Genomic DNA, 18,258 nt, shown 5'->3' with positions numbered 1-18,258 from the left:
CCAGTGCGATTCTCATCATGGCATTCTCCTAACCGCGGTTGCGTTGACGAAGACCTCACCATCTTGGAAGGTCTCATCGCCGAGCCGCGAAGCTAGGCCAAATTGCCATCAATGCTGTCGGCAGCCCGACAGGCCCGCCTGAATTCTATTCGGCCAACCGACAGCCCGCCGTCATGACGTGGGCGGCGTTCACGGACGCCTCCCGCAATAGGCGGCGGCGTCGCGCGCCTCAGAGCTCCGCGACCAGGCCGCCGACGTCAAGCATCAGGCCTCGACAGCCGCGGAGGCTGCGCAGCGCGCGGTTGAAGTCGATTCCGGTCGAGACCAGGGCCTTGATGGTCGAGGGGTGCCGGGCTATGCCGCGCAGCACTTTGGCGATGTCGATATCGCCGTTCGACTTGATCGCGGTCGAGACCAGGGCGGGCAGTGCCCGGCTGGCCGGATCGCTGACCACGCGCAGCGCCGCGAACGGCAATCCGGAATTGTCCGCATAGGCGGCGGCGATATGGCTTTCCATGTCGACCGCGGCCGCGCCGGTTTCGGAATGCAGCGCCGCCTTGGCAGCCCGTGCGCCGACCACCTTTTCGACCCCGGCGAGGCCGCCGCGAACCACCCGTCGGCCGCCGATGCCGATGCCGGCCAGCAGTTCCTCGCTGAATTCCAGCGCCGTCAGCCAGCGGCGGTCGCCCGCCATGACTTCGGTGGCCACCACGATGTCGCCGGATCTGAGTTTCGGGTCGAGGCCGCCGGCGACCCCGAAGCTGACCACGCCGCGAATCGTCGTCGGATCGAAGCCGGCGAGCAACGCGCGCAGCTGCTTCGGATCGCTACTGCTGCAGATGACGGTCAATCCCGGACCCGCCGCGATGCGGGCTTCCTGCACCAAACCAGTCACGATCAACACCGGCCGCGGATCAAACGAATTGACCGCGGACGCATGGTCCCCCGCCCCCAAAATCACATCCCGACCCCTACCACCTTACTGTTGGTGCTCCTCAGGTTTCGATACCGCGCCAGCGCCCACAGCGGAAAGAACTTCGCATAGCCATGATAACGCAAATAAAACACCCGCGGAAAGCCCGTCGCGGTGTATCGCTGCTCGTCCCAGAGCCCTTTTCCGGTCTGTGTGCTTTTTAGGTACTCCACGCCGCGGGCAACTACGGGGGAATCCACCTCACCGGCCGCCATCAGGCCGAGCAAAGCCCATGAGGTCTGCGAGGCGGTGGTCGGCGCCTGCTCGTATCGCGTGTAATTCAGCCGGTAGCTCTCGGCACCCTCGCCCCAACCGCCGTCGGGGTTCTGGACCGAAGCCAGCCAGGTCACCGCCTTGCGAATCACCGGATCCTGATGATCGACCCCGGCGGCGTTCAGCGCGCACAGCACCGACCAGGTGCCGTAGATGTAATTCAGCCCCCAGCGGCCGTACCAGGAGCCGTCCGGCAGCTGAGTCCTGCGCAGATATTCGACGCCGTCGGCGACCGCCTTGCTGCTCGCCGCGGTCTCGCCGAGCTGTGACAGCATCGAAACACAGCGCGCGGTGACGTCCTCGGTCGGCGGGTCGAGCATCGCGCCGTGGTCGGAGAACGGGATGTTGTTGAGGTAATATTCCAGATTGTTGACGTCGAACGCCGCCCAGCCGCCGTCGTCGGACTGCATGCCCTCGATCCACTCCCGGGCCCGGGCGATCGCCTCGTCATATTCGCGGCTGCCGGTGGCGCGGCGCGAGCGGTCCATCGCCATCACCACCACCGCGGTGTCGTCGAGGTCTGGATAGTGCGCGTTGTTGTACTGGAACGCCCAGCCGCCGGGCCGCAGGTTCGGCCGCTTCACCGCCCAGTCGCCCTTGAGGTCGAGCACCTGCTTGGGCAGCAGCCAGTCCATACCGCGCTTGGCCGGCGGCACCGCCGCCTCGCCGCCGACTTCGAGCAGCGCGTGGCAGGTCAGCGCGGTGTCCCACACCGGCGACACGCAAGGCTGGCAATAGGCTTCGTCCTCGCCGATCACCAACAGCTTGTCGATGCCGCGCCGGGTGATCGCGCGCGGCGGATGATCCTCGGGAAAGCCCAGCACCTTGTACATCATCACGGTGTTGGCCATCGGCGGATAGATCGCGCCGAGCCCGTCCTCGCCGTTCAGCCGCTCCTCGACGAAATCCACCGCGAGCTTGATCGCATGATCGCGCAGCCGCTTCGGGAACAACGGCTCGATCGTGCGCAACACCGCATCGATGCCGGCGAACAGCTTGAACAGCGCCCAGCTCTGATGCGGCGCCTTGGCCGGCATCTTGATCGACTTCGGATCCTGCAAGAACAGTTCGTCGAGTCCGATGTCGAGCCGGTTGACCGCGCGCGGCTTCAAGGCCGCCAGCACCATCAGCGGCACGATGGTGGTGCGCGCCCAATAGGAGATCTTGTTGAGATGGAACGGCGACCACATCGGCAGCAGCATGATCTCGACCGGCAGCACCGGCACGCTGCGCCAGGTGGTGATGCCGAACATCGACAGCAGGAAGCGGGTGAACACGTTGCTGTGGATCGCGCCGCCGCGCGAGCGGATCGCCTCGCGCGCCTTCGCCATGTGCGGCGCGTCGATGTCGTCACCGATCATCTTCAGCGCGAAGTAGCCCTTGACGCTGGCGCTCATGTCGAAGCCGCCGTCGTGCACCAGCGGCCAGCCGCCATGGGCGCCCTGCACGCGGCGCAGATAGTTGGCGATCTTGGCCTCCAACGCGGCGTCGACCGGCTCGCCGAGGTAATGCCGCAGCAGCACGTATTCCGCAGGAATGGTGCAGTCGGCCTCAAGTTCGAACACCCAGTGCCCGTCGGGCTGCCGATAGCCCAGCAAGGCGTTGGTCGCGCTCTCGATGCTCGCATCGAGAGCGCCGATTGCCGCCGCGGGCTGCTTGTTGTTCCCGGACTCCATCTCGCTCGTCGCTCCGTCGCTACTCGTTCATCATCGCCAAGGCACTGCCGCTTAGCTCATCGGCTCCGGCCGATCGCCTGCACCAGCTCGGCGGCGCGGTTTCCGGACCGCACCGATCCTTCGATCGTCGCCGGCAGCCCGGTATCAGTCCAGTCGCCCGCCAGCACCAGGTTGTTCCAAGCCGTGATCGCTCCCGGGCGCAGCGCGTTCTGCTCCGGCGTCGCCTCGAAAGTGGCGCGGCGCTCGCGCACGATCTGCCACGGCGGCAGGTCGGCCACGATCCCGGTCAGCGTACAAATCTCCTGCCAGATCTGCTGCGCCAATTGCTCGCGCGGCAATTCCACCAGGCGGTCGCCGTTGCTGATGGTGACCGAAAGCCGGTTCGGAAACGCGAACAGCCACTCCACCAGCCCGCCGACTACGCCGACCAGCGGCGGCTGGCCGTGCGGCGGCGCATAGTTGAAATGCGCGTTGACGATCGCGCGATATTTGCCCGGCGTCTTCAGGCCTGGCAGCAGCGACGCCGCCGGCCGTGGCGGCACCGCCAGCACCACGGCGTCGTCGGGGCCAAGCGCGACGCTGTCGTCGCCGAAATCCAATGCGCTGATCTTGTTGTCGGCCATGGTGAGTTTGCGCAGTTCATGGCCGAACTGCACGCTGGCGCCGGAGCTGCGCAACAGCTCCACCGCGGGCTCCACCAGCACCGCGCTCAGGCCGTCGCGCGCGATCAGCGGCCGGCAGGCCTTGCCACCCGCCAGCAACGTCTCGCGGACCACCGCGCCGGCCAGCCCTGCGGAGCCTTCCGGCGGATCGACGTTGAGGGCGGCGAGCAACAGCGGCTGCACCAGGTTGCGATACAGCGTGCCCTCGCAGCGGATCGCGTCGCCGACCAGCCGGCTGGTCGGCGCCCAGATCAGCGGCATCAAAGCCAGATAGTCGCGCAGCGTGGTGCCGGGCACCCGGCGCGCGTCGTCGAGCACCCACAGCGGCAGCCGGCCGTCGCCGAGCTGTAACGTCCAGCGCTGATCGTTGGCCAAATCGACGAACGGGAACTGCGCGGTCGCGGGCCCGACCAGGCCGGCCTCGGTGCCGATCGATCGCGCATAGCCGACCGCGGCGCTGTTGCCGGACAGCAGCAGATGATTGCCGTTGTCGATGGTCAGCCCGGTCGCTGCGTCGAAATAGGAGCGGCAGCGGCCGCCGGCCTGCTGCATCGCCTCGTGGACGTGAACCTGGTAGCCGGCCTTGGCAAGACGGATCGCGGCGGACAGCCCCGAAATTCCGGCGCCGATGATATGCACGGTGTTGGGCATCAGATGATCGCGTATTGCAGCAGGATCGCGATCCGCGAGGCCTTGCCGAGTTTCACCGGCGCGCGCGGCAAATCGAATCCGCGCGCGATCAACAGTTGCAGAATGGCGTGATAGTACTTCGACATGATCCGCGGCGCCCGCACCAGCCGGCGCGGGTTGCGGTTCATCACCTCGTCGGCGCGCTTGAAATGCGTCTGCGCCCGCGCCACCAGCGGCACGCAGACCCGCGACAGCGCCGGGTCGGCGATCACCGCCTGCGGCTCGGTGCTGGTGATGCCGACGGCGAGCAGGCCTTCGCGCGGCAGATACAGCCGGCCAATCCCGGCGTCCTCGTCGATGTCGCGCAGGATGTTGGTCAATTGCAGCGCGCGGCCGAGGTGATGCGCCAGCGCGACGCCGTCGTCCTCCGGCAGCCCGAAGATCCGCACCGACAGCCGGCCGACCGCGCTGGCGACGCGGTCGCAGTACAGATCGAGCGTCGCCTCGTCGGGGGCGCGAATGTCCGCCGGCACGTCCATTTCCATGCCGTCGATGATGTCGAGGAAATCCTGCTGCTTCAGTCCGAAGCGCTGCAGCGACGCGGTGTAGTCGCGCAGCCGCGGCGGCGGAGCGCCGCGATACAACGCCTCGATGTCGTCGCGCCATTGCTGCAGATCCGCCAGCCGCTGCGGACGCGGACCGTCGGAATCCGCGATGTCGTCGACGTAGCGGCAGAAACTATAGACCTGAAACATCGCCTCGCGCTGTTCGCGCGGCAGGATGCGCATCGCCGCATAGAACGAACTGCTCAGCGCGACGCCCTGATGCTTCGCCGGCGTGGAGGTGGCTTGCTGGTTCATGCGCGCGGCGCCGGTTTTGCCGCCGTGCGGCGGCCGATGATGCGGCGGACGAGCTCCGCGGAAATGCCGCCGGCGCTGCAGAGCAGTAGATCGAGCGGCTTGAGGTGGACGCGCTCGCACAGCGGATCGCGCACCTCGAGCAATCCGACGATCTTGTCGGCGAACGCCTGGATCACCGCCACCTCGAGCCCGAGCCGGACATCCTTGACCTCGGCGCTGAGCGATCTCGCCTCACTGAGCAGGCCTTCGGTGCGCAGCGCCAGCGCGTGCAGGCATTGCAGCAACGCCGCCGAGGCGCGCGGCTGTCCCAGTTCCTCGGCGGAGGCGCCGGCCTGCGCCAGCGCGTCGCGCGGCAGATAAACCCGATTGAGGGCTTTGTAGTCTTTGCCGCAGTCCTGCAGATGATTGTTGATCTGCAAGCCGGCGCACAGCGCATCGGAGGCCGGCCAGGTGGCGGTGCTCTCGCCGTGAACGTCCAACATGAAGCGGCCGACCGGCATGGCCGAATAGCGGCAGTAGTGGATCACCTCGTCCCAGGTCTCATAGCGCGACTTGGTGACGTCCATGCGGAACGCGATCAGCACGTCGAGCGCGTGCCGCGGCGGCATCGCCCGCGCGGCCAAGGCGCGACGCAGATTCACCGCTTCCGGCTGGCTGTCGCCCTGCCCGAGCAATTCGGATTCCAGGAGATCGAGATAGCTCAGCTTAGCCTGGTCGGCGAGTTCGGCGTGGTCGGCGATGTCATCCGCGGTGCGAACGAAATTGTAGAACGCCAGGATCAGGTCCCGGTGCCGCGGATGGATGATCCAGGACGCCACCGGAAAGTTCTCGTCCTTGTGGGTCTTGCCGGATCGCAGCTCGCTGGCGGAGGTCATCGGGACGGGTTAACTCGCTCAAAACAGGTTGACGTCGCGCGTCGTCGCTCCCCCGGGACAGCCCAGGAGCGGGACGGATCGCGACGCCATATAAGGGAAATTCGCCGGCTTCACCAACGATATCTAAGACTTGTCGCCTTTTCCGGGACTTCCCGGACCGCCGCGCGGTGCGGCGGCCGGGTAAAACGCCGGTTTACTGGCCGTGGTTGAGCAACACCTGGTTGCACGCCTTGGTCAGCTTCGGGCGATTCTCTTTCAGACACGCCAGAATGACGAAGTCACCTTGATCCATCAGCGGCCGGCAGAAGCGCGAGACGTCGCGTGAGCAGGCTTCCTGCTCCTGTTTGGTGCCGCTGCGTTGTTGCTGGGCATCGGCGCTGGAAATGGCAACGAGCAGCAAGGTCAGTGCGAGAATAATTTTCGGCATTGGTGTCCTTCACGGTGGGGCGGAGAGTTCAATTCCAAAATCAGTGGATTCGATCGCAGTGCAGACTAAAATGCGGACGGCCGCACGAGCCACGTCCAACCACTGAAAAGATCAAGCGCTGTTGCCAGCGCTGTTCCCACAATGTCGGACGTGTTCGCTGGGCCGAGGACGCTTACGCGGATCTGCCCTTGCGGTAAACCCATCTTGGGGACGGTTCGCAGCAGATGCGCTTGCAAATGCGGCCAAATTTGCGGCGCTGTCAAAATCAGACAAGTTTGGCGGCCATCCCCTGCGCCCGCGCATCAGCCTTTCAAATTCGAATGAATTGCGCACCATCAGGAACTCGACCTGTTTGGCGTCGGCGGCGGCGTCATGATTCTGATCGAAACTGCGCGCAGCAATGAGTCGACCGGCGCGGGTCGCAGCTGGCGTTGCACCGGCTGCGACCCTACCTATATGGGCTTGAACCGAACCACATTCGACCCGACTAACGTGACGGATGCGGTGAACCACCCTTGCGGGAACGGCATTTTTTCAGAGGTAACGAAATATGAGACTGCTTCGCTCCGGATTCTCCATGCCCGCGCTCAAGGCCGCAGGCGTCGCCATGGCGCTCATGCTGTCGGCATCGGCGAGCCAAGCGCAGTCCGCACCGTTTGCGGGGTTTGACGGCGTGTGGTCGGGCACTGGTACGGTGTCGCTGTCCGATGGCTCCAACGAGCGCATTCGTTGCCGTGCTACCTATCGGGTGGGCGGCGGCGGCCAAGGGCTGAACCAGACCCTGCGCTGCGCCTCCGACAGCTACAAATTCGACCTTAGCGCCAATGTGGTAAGCCAGGGTGGCACGGTGTCCGGCACCTGGAGCGAGGCCAGCCGCAACCTCAACGGCAATCTGCAGGGCCGTGCCGGTGGCGGTCACATCGACGTATTCGTCGAAGCCGCCGGCTTCGCCGCCAATCTGGTGCTGACCACGCGCGGCAACAAGCAGTCGGTGTCGATCAGCTCCAAGGGCGAGATCCGCGGCGTCAACATCAACATGGTGCGCAGCTAAGTCACCGCCGCCGGGCCGGACAACCGGCCGCAGTCAGACGAGAAGCGCGACCGAATTGGGCGAACTCCGCCCTCTCCGGTCGCGTTTTTATTTTGGCTTACACGGCAAGCATCGCGCCGCTCGCTACTTGGCCACCTTCGGGCGGCTGAATGCGCCGCGCAATCGCTGTGACAGCGTGATCAGGAACATCGCGGTCGGCCGCAGGATGAACAGGTCCGCGACCAGCGCCGCAACCATCGCAAAGGCGCTGAGCCAGCCGAACAGCCGCAGCGACGGCAGGTCGGAAAACACCGTCACCACCAGGCCGCAGGCCAAGACCACCGTGGTCAGGATCAAGGCCGGGCCGACCAGCACCGTCGCCCGCTCCACCGCCAGCGCCGATCCGACGCCCGGTTTGTCTTCCAGCCGCAACCGGTTGAGGAAGTGGATGGTGGCGGAAAGCCCCAATCCGAACGACACCGTCAGCGCCACCACGCTGGCGAATTGCAGCCCCTCGCCGAGCGCCCACAACACTGTCCCGGACAGCACCACCGGGAAGATGCCCGGCAGAATGCAGGCGAACATCACCACGAAAGAACGGAATGCCAGGCCGATGAACACCGCCACCAGCACGAATTCGATGGTCAGCCCGTGGTTGAGCTTCTGGATCATGTTGGCGGAGTTGCGCGCCGCGATCGCCGACAGTCCGGTCACCGCGACCTCATAGCCGGGATGCTTCTCGCGCACCGCGTCGAGCGACTTATCGAGCTTCTCCACCACCGGCAGGATTTCGCTGGAGTCGAGATCCGGCACCCGCCCCGACACCACCACCGCGGTCTGGTCGGCGGAGATGAACCGGCGCACCAGATGCTCCGGAATGACGTTGACGTATTCCTGCAACGTCGCGACATCGGAGCTGCCGGCCTTTTCGGCGAGCCAGCGCCGCAGCGTCTCCAGCGACCAGACATTGCCGACGCCGGCCTGCTTTTCCACCATGGCATGGACGTCGGCGATGGTCTGCAGCGTCTCCGGCGAGTACAGCGTCTGGCCTTTGGGGAATTCCACCAGAATGTCGATCGGATTGGCGCCGGTCAATTTGGCGTCGAGCCGGCCGGATGCCTCCACCGCCTGCTGCTTGTCCGGCACCTGATCGGCGAGCCGATAGCGCGGCTCCAGATTGGCGTAGATCACCGCCAAACCGCCGACGACGATTACCGCGATCAGGCTGAACAGCCCGGGGCGGCCGACCATCCGCACCGCGATCCAGTAGCAGAACCGCCGCAGCGCGTTGACCCCGGCATCGGCGGCCTGGAATTTGGCGGCGAACACCTGCTCGTTGCGCACCAGCAGCACGCCGAACACCGGCACCAGCGACAGCACCGCAATCAGCGCGATCACGGTGGCGGCAAGCCCGGCCTCGCCGAACGCGCGGATCAGATCGGAATCCGAGAATTGCAGCGCCAGGAAAGAGATGCCGGCGGTGGCGTGGGTCAAGACGCAGGCCGGCCCGACCACCAGCACGGCGTTGCGAAACGCGGTGAAACGGTCTTCCCCCGCCAGCAATCGATCGCGCGCGGCAAAGGTCAGCTGCATCGAATCCGAGAAGCTGATCACCATGATCAGCGGCGTCATCACGTTGAGGAACATGTTCAGGCTGAAGCCGGCCCAGCCCAGCGCGCCGAGCGCCAGCAGGATCGCCAGCAGCGGCGGAAACGCCGCCACGATCATGAACGATACCTTGCGGAAGAATACGATCGCGATCAGGCAGCCGGCCAGAATCCCGGCGACGTTGTAGATCAGTCCGTCGCGCTCCACCGCGTTGCGGATTTCGAGCTGCATCACCGGCACGCCGGACAATTGCTTCGACAAGCCGCTGTCGGCGAGATCGTCGTTCATGATCTTGCGGATTTCGCCGACGGTGGTGCTGAGCCGATTGTTGCCGACCACGTCCGGATCGAGCGACAGCACGATCAACGCCAGCGTGCCGTCGTCCGACAACAGCTTGCCACGGATGATCTCGTTGCTTTTCACCGTCTCGATGAATTTGTCGTAGTCGGCGCCTTCCGGCAGTTCGTTAGGAAACAGCGCCGCCGGCAGCTTGCCCGGCGCCGGCGCCTGCCGCGCCGAAAACAGCGAGATCAGCCCGCGGGTGCCGTCGACCAATTGCAGGTCGGTGACCAGATCGCGGAGCTTCTCCAGATTGTCGCGCGCCAGCAGCGTCTTGCCTTCGACCACCACGAGGACGTCGAATTCGGTCGACGGAAAGCGCTTGGTGACCTCCTCGTACTGCCGATATTCCTTGGAGTTGGAGCGGAACAGCTGGCTCAGCGAATCGTCGATCTTGATCCGTTCGATGCCGAAGATCGCGGCGACCACCAGCGCCAAGAGGATGATGCAGGACAGGATCGGGGTCCGCACCGCGATCAGTCCCAGCCGCTCGATGCCAAAGGCGATGCTGACCGACCGTCGTTTCAATTCATCCACGTCGGAGTCGTTCGCGTTCTTATCAAGCATGCACTATCCAGTCTTGTCGGCGTTGGTCATTTTAACAGCTGTTCCGGGCATCAATGCGACCGTCGCCGAATCGCTGCTAGTCCTTGAAAACAAGCAACAAATCGGCACGCCCGGTTTAGCAGGTCGGGATCGGGCCTCGCAAGCACGGCGTCCCCGCCGACCGGTTGCGGCGGTTCGCTGCGGATGCTCACGTTTGCTCGACCCGTCGCGGAGCGAGATCGCGGGCTTGCAGCGCGCTGTCGTCCTTCAGCGCGACGCCGGAGATTTGCCGCGCGAAACTCTCGCGCAGCAGCCAGCCGATCTTGTACGCCGCTTCGTCATTGCTGATTCCGGCGGCATGAATGTTGGAGACGCAGTTGCGCTCGGCGTCGGTGATGCCTGGGCGCGGCGCGAAGGTGAGGTAGGCGCCCATGCTGGCCGGCGCCGACAGCCCCGGCCGCTCGCCGATCAGCACCAGCACCATCCGCGCGCCGAGCAGCACGCCGATCTCGTCGCCAAGCGCCACCCGCGCGCCGGTCGCCACCGCCGCTACGCCGATCGTGAGGTCGGCCGCGGCCAGCCGCGGCAACAAGCCGCGCACCACGTCGACCGCACGGGCGTTGACCGCGGTCGGCGACAGCCCGTCGCCGACCATCAGCGCCAGATCGCAGGGCGCGCCGACGCCGCGGCGCGCCAGCGCGTCATGCGAGGCCGGATCGAGCTGCCGGCCGAGATCGGGCCGCACCAGATAGTCGCGGCGGCCGCGGGCGCGGCTCGACACTTCGCAACTCGCAAGCCCCAGCGCCGCAAGCTCCGCGGCCAGCCGCGCGCTGTCGAACGTCGAATGCACCGCGTCGCGGGCGCGGGCGTGATCCAGCGTGAAGTCAAGCAACGCCTGGGTCGGCAGGCTGGCGCCGGTGCGGCCGAGCCCGACCCGCGCCGGGGTCAGCCGGCGCAGGTCGCGCGGCGATTGCAGCAGGGGGGGGCGCGGGTTCATGCCGGGCGTTTCATTCAGCAGGCACCGCGGCTTCGCGCAGCCGCAGCGAATAATTCGAGGCCGTGGCCTGCCCGATGCAGGCCTGTCGGGCGTAGACGATCAGATGATGCGCCACCAACATGACGCTGATAAAATGCTCGAACTCGCCGCGCCGCATCCGCCGCCAGGCAAATTTCCAGAACGCCCGGCGATAATCGCCCTTGACGCCGATCTGCCAGAAGATGTTGCGGATCATGATCAGGCCGCGCTTGATGTTGGCCAAGGAGGCGCGCTGCCGCGTCGCCGGCAACCGCCGCCGGTTGCCGTAGGTGTGCTCGATTTGATATTCGAAGCGCGCCAACAGCTTGTCGGGCTGATAGGCCTCCGCCATGCAGTCCTTCCAGGTCGCCACCACGTCGTCATAGGGCAGCAGGAAATCCACGTTGGAATCGCGGTCGTCGTCGGCGATCAGCCGATGCTCGCGCTCCAGGCGGTCCCACAACGGCGTCTTCGGCAGCGCCTGCAAGAGGTTGATGGTCAGCAGCGGAATCTGCGATTCGGCGATGAAGTGCAGCAGGTTCTTGCCGGTGTCCGGCTTGTCGGTGTCGAGCCCGAGAATGATTCCCGAGACCACCTCGATGCCATAACCGTTCAGCGTCTCGATCGCCTCCATGATCGGGACCGTCATATTGTGGTCCTTGTGCATCGCCCGCAGCGCGTCCGGCTCCGGGGTCTCGATGCCGCAGAAGATCGTGACGAAATACGCCTCGCGCATCAATTGCAGGATTTCCGGGCGCTTGGCGATGTTCAGCGTGGCTTCGCAGGCCAGCCGGATCGAGAACCCGGTCTTCTTCTGCCACTCGACGAGATGCGGCAACAGATCGAGCGCGGCCTTGCGGTTGCCGATGAAATTGTCATCGACGAAATACACCGAGCCCTGGATGCCGCATTCCAGCATGCGGTCGAGCTCGGTGACGATCTGCTCCGGCGTCTTCAGCCGCGGGTTGCGGCCATAGAGCCCCGGAATGTCGCAGAACTCGCATTGATAGGGGCAGCCGCTGGAATATTGCACGCTGCCGAGAAAATACTTGCTGCATTCCGCGAGCTCATAGGCCGGAATCGGAAACAGCGTCATGTCGAGACGGTCTTCGGTCTGCAGCACCACCTGTTGCTCGGGCCGCGACGGATCGCGCGCCAGCCGGGCGATCAACGCGTCGGTGGCGTCGCCGAGTTCGCCGATGTGCAGATAATCGAAGCTCGGATAATGATCCGGACAGGCGCTGACCGAAGGCCCGCCGATCGCCACCGCGAGATCGAAGGCGTGCGCGCGCCGGCAGATGTCGTTCATCTGGTTGCGCTGGATGTGCATGCCGGAGACGAACACCGCCTCCGCCCATTCGAAATCCTCGGCCGAGGCGGCGCGGATGTTTTCGTCGACGAAGCGGACCTCCCAATTCTCCGGCAAATAGGCCGCGATCACCAGGATGCCCTGCGGCGGCATGAACGCCTGCACGCCGTCGGTCAGCGGATAGGCGTGTTCGAAGGTGCCGAACGACGAGGTGTAACGTGGAAACACGCACAGGATGCGTCGGGCCGTCTGGCCACCTTCAGCTCTCATCGGACTCCCCCTGCAACAGACTCATCGACCCGCGGCAACTCCCGGTTCATCCAAGCGCGATTCTGGGGAGAGGTGGCAAATGCTTGACGCCAAGGCAATCCGCAGTGAGCCGAACCGTTCCACGCATGAGAACCGCTGAGCCCGTGTAATTAAGCATGGCTGTCGAGGCTGGGCCAGAAATTCCTCAAGATTGTGGCGGCCCTCGGCGTCAGCCTCGCGCAAGGCCGCTCCGGTTCAAGCGTCGCAGGCGGTTACGCGATCAGCCGCGCGGCGAATTCCGGCAGCAGCAGCTCGCGCTCGGAAAGCCGGAAATCGGCATCGGCCAGCCCGGCGCGCAGCAGCCAGTCGTCGAATTCCGGCGCGCGCTTCAGGCCGAACAGCTCGCGAACATACAGCGCGTCGTGAAACGAGGTGGACTGATAGTTCAGCATCACGTCGTCGGCGCCCGGTATTCCCATGATGAAGGTGACGCCGGCGGCGGCGAGGCAGGTCAGCAAGGTATCCATGTCGTCCTGATCGGCCTCGGCGTGGTTGGTGTAGCAGATGTCGACGCCGAGCGGCAGGCCGAGCAGCTTGCCGCAGAAATGATCCTCCAGCCCGGCGCGGATGATCTGCTTGCCGTCCGCAAGGTACTCCGGACCGATGAAGCCGACCACGCTGTTGACCAGCAGCGGATCGAAGGCGCGCGCCACCGCGTAGGCGCGGGCCTCGCAGGTCTGCTGATCGACGCCGTGATGGGCATTGGCGGACAGCGCCGAGCCCTGCCCGGTTTCGAAATACATCACATTGTTGCCGACGCTGCCGCGCGCCAGCGACAGCCCGGCCTGATGCGCCTGTTTCAGCAGCGCGAGATCGACGCCGAAGCTGCGGTTGGCGGCTTCGGTGCCGGCGATCGACTGGAACACCAGATCGACCGGCAGGCCCTGCTCGATTAGCGAAAGCGTGGTGGTGACGTGGGTCAACACGCAGCTCTGCGTCGGGATCTGAAAGCGGGTGATAATGTCGTCGAGCAGTTGCACCAGGCGACCGAGCACCGCCGGATCGTCGCTGGCCGGATTGATGCCGATGCAGGCGTCGCCCGATCCCAGCGTCAGGCCATCGACGACCGACGCGGTGATGGCGCGCTCGTCGTCGAACGGATGGTTCGGCTGCAGCCGCACGCTCATCCGGCCGTTGAGCCCGATGGTATTGCGGAACCGAGTGACCACCGCGCATTTTTTCGCGACCAGAATCAGGTCCTGGTTGCGCATCAGCTTCGACACCGCCGCGGCCATTTCCGGCGTCACGCCGCGCGCGATGCCCGCCAGCACCGCAGGCGTCGCCGCGTCCGACAACAGCCAATCGCGGAAACCGCCGACGGTGAGCGTTGCGATCGGCGCGAACGCCGCCGCATCGTGGCTATCGAGAATCAGCCGCGTCACCTCGTCGGTTTCGTAGGGCACCACCGCCTCGTTGAGAAACTGCCGCAGCGGCAATTCGGCGAGCGCCATTCTTGCGGCGATCATCTGCTCGGCGCTGTCGGCCGCGAGCCCGGCGAGACGGTCGCCGGAGCGCGCCGGCGTCGCCTTGGCGAGCAGATCGCGCAGATCCGCGAAGACAAAGCTGTGATGATCGATGGTGTGGCGATAGATCATGGCGGCTCCGATGCTGCCGTGCGCTGGGCGCGGCGACAGCTCGGAAACCTACCACGTCAGGCGGCGTTACGCAGCCCGAACGGTGAGCAGGAAGCAGGTCACTTCCCCGCGCAGCTTCTCCGACTGCCGCGACAGTTCGGACGCCGCGTTCAGCACCTCGCCGGCCGCGGCGCCGGTGTCGCCCGCCGAGGCGGTGATGCCGGCGATATTGGTCGACACCTCGCCGGTGCCGCGCGCGGCCTCTTGGATGCTGCGCGAGATCTCGGCGGTTGCGGCGCTTTGCTGCTCCACCGCGGCGGCGATCGTCGAGGAGATCTCGTTCACCGCGCGGATCACGCCGGTGATGTTCTCGATCGCCGCGACGGATTCGCCGGTCGAACTCTGGATGTCGCCGACCTGGCCGGCGATCTCGGCGGTGGCTTTGGCGGTCTGTTCGGCGAGCGACTTCACTTCCTGCGCCACCACGGCGAAGCCGCGCCCGGCGTCGCCGGCGCGCGCCGCCTCGATGGTGGCGTTGAGCGCCAGCAGATTGGTCTGCGCCGCGATGTTGTTGATCAAATCGACCACCGCGCCGATCTTCTGCGCGCCGTCCGACAGCCGCTTCATGGTCGCCGCGGTCTGATCGGCGTCGCGCGCGGCGCCGCCGGCGATCCGCGCCGATTCGTTCACCTGGCGGGAGATTTCCAGCGTCGAGCTGGTGAGTTGTTCGGTGGCCGAGGCCACCGACTGCACGCTCCTGGAGGCGTCCTTCGAGGCGCTGTTCACTATTTCGGACCGCGAGGCCGCGGCCTTGGCCGATCCGGACATGGTTTCCGCGGAGGCCTGCAGTTCTGTCGCGGCGGACGCCACGACGTTGACCACCCCGCCGATCGACGTTTCGAATTCGCCGGCGAGCTTCTGCAGCATGGTGCGGCGGTCGCGCCGCCCGGCTTCGATGTAGACCGCGATCGCGTAGTCCATGTCCAGCATCGACGCCTTGATGATCGCCTGCTGCAACGCGGTCTTCTTTTGCAGCGCGCGGCGGTCGAACCGTCCGGTCGGCATCCGCAGCGCCACCGCCTCCATCAACCCGGATATCAGCGCGTTGTAACCGCCGATGTACCAACGCGGCTCCAGACCGAGCTTGTTGTGAACCTCGCCGACCTTGGTGACCGACGCCTCATAGGCCTCGTCGAACTTGCCGTCGAGGATCACGCCCCAATGCTTGATCTGCATCTTGCGGGCATGCACCATCCGCTCCGGCGTTTTGAAATGCGCCGACACTTCCGGGAAACGGGCGATGTGCTGATAGAACCGGTCCAGGATCGGCTCCAGCTCGGCCAACACGAAGGCCTTCCCCGCCCGCAAGGCGGCGATGGTTTCCTGATCGATCGAATTGAATCTGAGGCGCTCGGCAATCGTGCTGGTGTTGCTCATGTCAGTCTCGCGGCTTGGACCGGCAGAGCCGGAGCTGGGACAATATCGATCGGCTGATCTCGTGTGGCAATTGGCGTCGTTCGGGTGCCTTGAAAAACGGGAGTGACAAACACCGTTATTGAATAAAATGATCGCAAACAGCGAATTTTCTATGAGTAATTGGCCGCGTACAACTACGCGTCGGCCGCTTCGGTGAATGGCGCTGACGCGCTACGCGCCGATCGATCACGCGACCCGGACCGTGGCGAGGAATTTGTTGACCTCGGCCTTCAGCCGCTTGTTCTCGCTCGACAGCAACTGCGCCGAGGACAGCACCTGGGACGACGCCGAGCCGATGTCGGTGGCGCCGCGGCTGACGTCGCCGATATTGTTGGCGACCTGGGTGGTGCCGATCGCCGCCTGCTGCACGTTCCGGGCGATGTCCCTGGTCGCAGCCCCCTGCTCCTCGATCGACATGGCGATGGTCGCGGCGATGCCGGACACCCGGGCGATGGTGCCGCCGATTTCCTTGATCGCCAGCACCGATTCCTGGGTCGCCGCCTGCATTTCGGCGATCTGCGCGCTGATCTCGGCGGTGGCCTGCGCGGTCTGCTGCGCCAGGTCCTTGACCTCCTGCGCCACCACGGCGAAGCCGCGGCCGGCCTCGCCGGCACGGGCGGATTCGATCGTGGCATTGAGCGCCAACAGATTGGTCTGCCCGGCGATCTTGGCGATCATCTCGGTGACGTCGCCGATCCGGCCCGCCGCCAACGCCAGCTTGGCGATCCGCGCGTCGGTGTGTTGCGCCTGTTGCACCGCCTCTTCGGTGATCTTGCCGGACAATTGCACCTGGCTGCCGATCGCGCTGATCGAGGCCGCCATCTGCTCGGTGGCGTCCGCCACCGATTGGACGTTGCTCGAAGTCTCCTCCGACGCCGCGGTCACCACGCTGCTGAGCTGCTGCGTCGCGGCACTGCTGTTGGCCAGCACGATCGCCGAGTTCTCCAATTCGCCCGATGCGGTGCCGACATGTTCGATGATCTCGCCCACGGCGGCTTCGAACCGCTCCGCGAGCTCGTGCAATTCGCGACGGCGGGCGGCGGCCAATTCGCGGTTCTTGTCTTCGCGCTCGGCGACCTCGCGCTCGGCCTTGGCGGCAGCCTGAATCTTGAATTCCTCGACCGCGCGGGCCATCTGGCCGACCTCGTCGTGGCGATCGAGTCCCGGCAACTGCACGGCGAAATTGCCGGAGGCCAATTCGCGCATGGCGCGCGACATCGCCACCACCGGGCGGGAAATGTCGCGGCCGATCAGGAACGACAGCAGCACGCCGGTGAGCGCCACCGCGACCAGGATCACCAGCAACAGCGATTGCTGCTGATCGAGCCGCATCCCGGAACGCGCGACTTCGAGGTCGCGGCTGTCGTTGCTGGCGAGCGTCAATTGGTCGGTCAATTGATCGATCTCGCCGAAGAACCGCTCGGCGCCCTTGATGAACATCATCGCCGAACCGGGATCTCCGTCGGCCATGTCGATGGCGCCGGCCGATTGCTTGAGATAGCCGGCCACCGCGGTCTTCAGCTTGGTGAGAAGCTGCGGCTTCACCGCGGCGGGATCGAACACGCCTTCAATCTCCTTCACCGCGGCGGGAACCTTCGCCGCGGCGACGGTGGCCTCCTTGGCGGCTACGGCGATCCTCTTTGCGTCGGTCTCATTGGCCGCCATCGCGGCCAGCCGGTACAGCTTGGCGTGCGCTTCCCATAACGTGGAGTCGAGTTCGCCGGCGAGTTCGGACTGCCGCACCGGCCCGGAAATCAGCGCGTCGGCGTTTTCGCGGTTGAGCTTCAACGTCTGCAAGGTGTAGGCGCCGACACCGACCAACGCGATGATCAGCAACGCTGGCGCGAGCTGAACCTTCCACGGCAAACCGAGGTTCCTGATCAGCTTCAGCATGGCACCCTTCGCTCGTTCGGCGCGTCAGTCGGCAGTCGCGGTGCCGGTGGCTATTTGTAGATCCCGGCGCAGACCGCGGTGTTATCCAGCTTCTCGCAATACATCTGCTTCGGCTCGACCTTCTTGCTGACCGGATTGACGAATTTGTAGTCCTGCCAGAACGACGGCTGCTTGGCGGCGAGTTCGACGCGTTCCTTGACGTACAGTTTGCCGTCGACGTCCTGGGCGTCGATCATGTCCTTGCCGACGAATTTCTGATTGGAGCCATGCGCCAGCACTTTGCCGTCGAGCTGATAGACCACGACGTAAAGGTCGCCTTTGACAAATTTGCCGGCCTTGTCGCTGATTTCCGGATAGGCCTTGTCCGGCCCCTGCTCCTTGATGAACGTCACCGCGTTCTTCACCATGGCGATGGCGTCGTCCTTGCCGACCCCCTCGCCGGCATAAGCTGCGAACGGCAGCATCGCGGAAATGATAGCGGAACACAGCAGGCGGGTCGTCTTGGCGCTCATATCGGGTCTCCATCCACACAGGGGGCCGGCGGCCGTCACCGCCGCGCTTGGTGGGAGAGCCTGACACGAGAACACCAACTATAAGTTAAAGCGCGCCAGGTAGTAACCCCAGGTAGCAACATTACCAATGAGGCCGTCATTCCGGGGCGCGAACCGCGCCAGCAGTGAGCGAACCCGGAATCTCGCGACGGACAATAGGGCGGAACGTTCGATGCGCCCGACGCCAACCAGGACGTCATTCCGGGGCGCGAGGCCGCAGGCCGAGCGAACC

General features: G+C 65.4%; 14 protein-coding genes. 1 reads left to right on the top strand and 13 read right to left on the bottom strand.

The window, feature by feature from the left end; all coding sequences use genetic code 11:
- Window positions 1-229: 229 nt before the first annotated feature.
- The 6 genes from RPC_RS08620 to RPC_RS08595 form a co-directional block, all read right to left on the bottom strand.
- The gene (locus RPC_RS08620) at window positions 230-961 is read right to left on the bottom strand and encodes a phosphorylase (protein ID WP_011472184.1); all 732 of its coding nucleotides are present in this window, start codon (window positions 959-961) and stop codon (window positions 230-232) included.
- Window positions 958-2,922 carry a squalene--hopene cyclase gene (shc, locus tag RPC_RS08615; protein WP_011472183.1) on the bottom strand — a complete coding sequence of 655 codons (1,965 nt, stop codon included), beginning with the start codon at window positions 2,920-2,922 and terminating at the stop codon, window positions 958-960. The genes RPC_RS08620 and shc overlap by 4 nt, the downstream gene beginning before the upstream one ends.
- Window positions 2,923-2,978: 56 nt before the next feature.
- Window positions 2,979-4,235 carry a hydroxysqualene dehydroxylase HpnE gene (hpnE, locus tag RPC_RS08610; RefSeq protein ID WP_011472182.1) on the bottom strand — a complete coding sequence of 419 codons (1,257 nt, stop codon included), beginning with the start codon at window positions 4,233-4,235 and terminating at the stop codon, window positions 2,979-2,981.
- Window positions 4,235-5,074: a presqualene diphosphate synthase HpnD gene (gene hpnD / locus RPC_RS08605; protein WP_011472181.1), complete on the bottom strand. Its 840-nt coding sequence runs from the start codon at window positions 5,072-5,074 to the stop codon at window positions 4,235-4,237. Before hpnD ends, hpnE begins: the two co-directional genes overlap by 1 nt.
- The gene (gene hpnC / locus RPC_RS08600) at window positions 5,071-5,949 is read right to left on the bottom strand and encodes a squalene synthase HpnC (protein ID WP_011472180.1); all 879 of its coding nucleotides are present in this window, start codon (window positions 5,947-5,949) and stop codon (window positions 5,071-5,073) included. The genes hpnD and hpnC overlap by 4 nt, the downstream gene beginning before the upstream one ends.
- Before the next feature lie 193 nt (window positions 5,950-6,142).
- Window positions 6,143-6,376: a hypothetical protein gene (locus RPC_RS08595; protein WP_011472179.1), complete on the bottom strand. Its 234-nt coding sequence runs from the start codon at window positions 6,374-6,376 to the stop codon at window positions 6,143-6,145.
- Window positions 6,377-6,926: 550 nt separating this feature from the next.
- Between RPC_RS08595 and RPC_RS08590 the strand changes: the two genes are divergently transcribed.
- Window positions 6,927-7,427 (top strand): hypothetical protein, encoded by a 501-nt coding sequence (locus RPC_RS08590; RefSeq protein ID WP_011472178.1) that lies wholly within the window; start codon window positions 6,927-6,929, stop codon window positions 7,425-7,427.
- A 123-nt stretch (window positions 7,428-7,550) separates the two neighbouring features.
- Here the strand turns inward: RPC_RS08590 and RPC_RS08585 are convergent, their stop codons facing one another.
- From RPC_RS08585 to RPC_RS08555, 7 genes are all read right to left on the bottom strand, one after another.
- Window positions 7,551-9,920 carry an efflux RND transporter permease subunit gene (locus RPC_RS08585; RefSeq protein ID WP_011472177.1) on the bottom strand — a complete coding sequence of 790 codons (2,370 nt, stop codon included), beginning with the start codon at window positions 9,918-9,920 and terminating at the stop codon, window positions 7,551-7,553.
- A gap of 187 nt (window positions 9,921-10,107) precedes the next feature.
- Window positions 10,108-10,896, bottom strand: coding sequence for an ethanolamine ammonia-lyase subunit EutC (gene eutC / locus RPC_RS08580; protein ID WP_011472176.1), 789 nt, complete (start codon window positions 10,894-10,896; stop codon window positions 10,108-10,110).
- A 10-nt stretch (window positions 10,897-10,906) separates the two neighbouring features.
- Window positions 10,907-12,493, bottom strand: a complete 1,587-nt coding sequence (locus tag RPC_RS08575) for a B12-binding domain-containing radical SAM protein (RefSeq protein WP_011472175.1) — start codon at window positions 12,491-12,493, stop codon at window positions 10,907-10,909.
- 251 nt (window positions 12,494-12,744) lie between these two features.
- Window positions 12,745-14,127: an ethanolamine ammonia-lyase subunit EutB gene (locus tag RPC_RS08570; RefSeq protein ID WP_011472174.1), complete on the bottom strand. Its 1,383-nt coding sequence runs from the start codon at window positions 14,125-14,127 to the stop codon at window positions 12,745-12,747.
- Between the two features lie 66 nt (window positions 14,128-14,193).
- Window positions 14,194-15,543, bottom strand: coding sequence for a protoglobin domain-containing protein (locus tag RPC_RS08565; protein ID WP_011472173.1), 1,350 nt, complete (start codon window positions 15,541-15,543; stop codon window positions 14,194-14,196).
- A 225-nt stretch (window positions 15,544-15,768) separates the two neighbouring features.
- Window positions 15,769-17,475 (bottom strand): methyl-accepting chemotaxis protein, encoded by a 1,707-nt coding sequence (locus RPC_RS08560; protein WP_011472172.1) that lies wholly within the window; start codon window positions 17,473-17,475, stop codon window positions 15,769-15,771.
- 50 nt (window positions 17,476-17,525) lie between these two features.
- Complete coding sequence (locus RPC_RS08555) at window positions 17,526-17,939, bottom strand: cache domain-containing protein (protein ID WP_157043308.1); 414 nt, start codon at window positions 17,937-17,939, stop codon at window positions 17,526-17,528.
- Between the last annotated feature and the right edge of the window lie 319 nt (window positions 17,940-18,258).

The organism is Rhodopseudomonas palustris BisB18, from assembly GCF_000013745.1.
In the GTDB taxonomy this organism is placed as follows: domain Bacteria; phylum Pseudomonadota; class Alphaproteobacteria; order Rhizobiales; family Xanthobacteraceae; genus Rhodopseudomonas_A; species Rhodopseudomonas_A palustris_F.
Note: the sequence above shows the minus strand (reverse complement) of the source record. Positions and strands in the feature narration are given on the sequence as shown.

What these genes read in the sequence shown, in the direction of transcription:
- RPC_RS08575 (WP_011472175.1), bottom strand. Translation starts at nt 12,493, where the DNA reads ATGAGAGCTGAAGGTGGCCAGACGGCCCGACGCATCCTGTGCGTGTTT.
- hpnE (WP_011472182.1), bottom strand. Translation starts at nt 4,235, where the DNA reads ATGCCCAACACCGTGCATATCATCGGCGCCGGAATTTCGGGGCTGTCC.
- RPC_RS08565 (WP_011472173.1), bottom strand. Translation starts at nt 15,543, where the DNA reads ATGAGCAACACCAGCACGATTGCCGAGCGCCTCAGATTCAATTCGATC.
- hpnD (WP_011472181.1), bottom strand. Translation starts at nt 5,074, where the DNA reads ATGAACCAGCAAGCCACCTCCACGCCGGCGAAGCATCAGGGCGTCGCG.
- shc (WP_011472183.1), bottom strand. Translation starts at nt 2,922, where the DNA reads ATGGAGTCCGGGAACAACAAGCAGCCCGCGGCGGCAATCGGCGCTCTC.
- RPC_RS08595 (WP_011472179.1), bottom strand. Translation starts at nt 6,376, where the DNA reads ATGCCGAAAATTATTCTCGCACTGACCTTGCTGCTCGTTGCCATTTCC.
- hpnC (WP_011472180.1), bottom strand. Translation starts at nt 5,949, where the DNA reads ATGACCTCCGCCAGCGAGCTGCGATCCGGCAAGACCCACAAGGACGAG.
- RPC_RS08590 (WP_011472178.1), top strand. Translation starts at nt 6,927, where the DNA reads ATGAGACTGCTTCGCTCCGGATTCTCCATGCCCGCGCTCAAGGCCGCA.
- RPC_RS08560 (WP_011472172.1), bottom strand. Translation starts at nt 17,475, where the DNA reads ATGCTGAAGCTGATCAGGAACCTCGGTTTGCCGTGGAAGGTTCAGCTC.
- RPC_RS08555 (WP_157043308.1), bottom strand. Translation starts at nt 17,939, where the DNA reads ATGCTGCCGTTCGCAGCTTATGCCGGCGAGGGGGTCGGCAAGGACGAC.
- RPC_RS08570 (WP_011472174.1), bottom strand. Translation starts at nt 14,127, where the DNA reads ATGATCTATCGCCACACCATCGATCATCACAGCTTTGTCTTCGCGGAT.
- RPC_RS08585 (WP_011472177.1), bottom strand. Translation starts at nt 9,920, where the DNA reads ATGCTTGATAAGAACGCGAACGACTCCGACGTGGATGAATTGAAACGA.
- eutC (WP_011472176.1), bottom strand. Translation starts at nt 10,896, where the DNA reads ATGAACCCGCGCCCCCCCCTGCTGCAATCGCCGCGCGACCTGCGCCGG.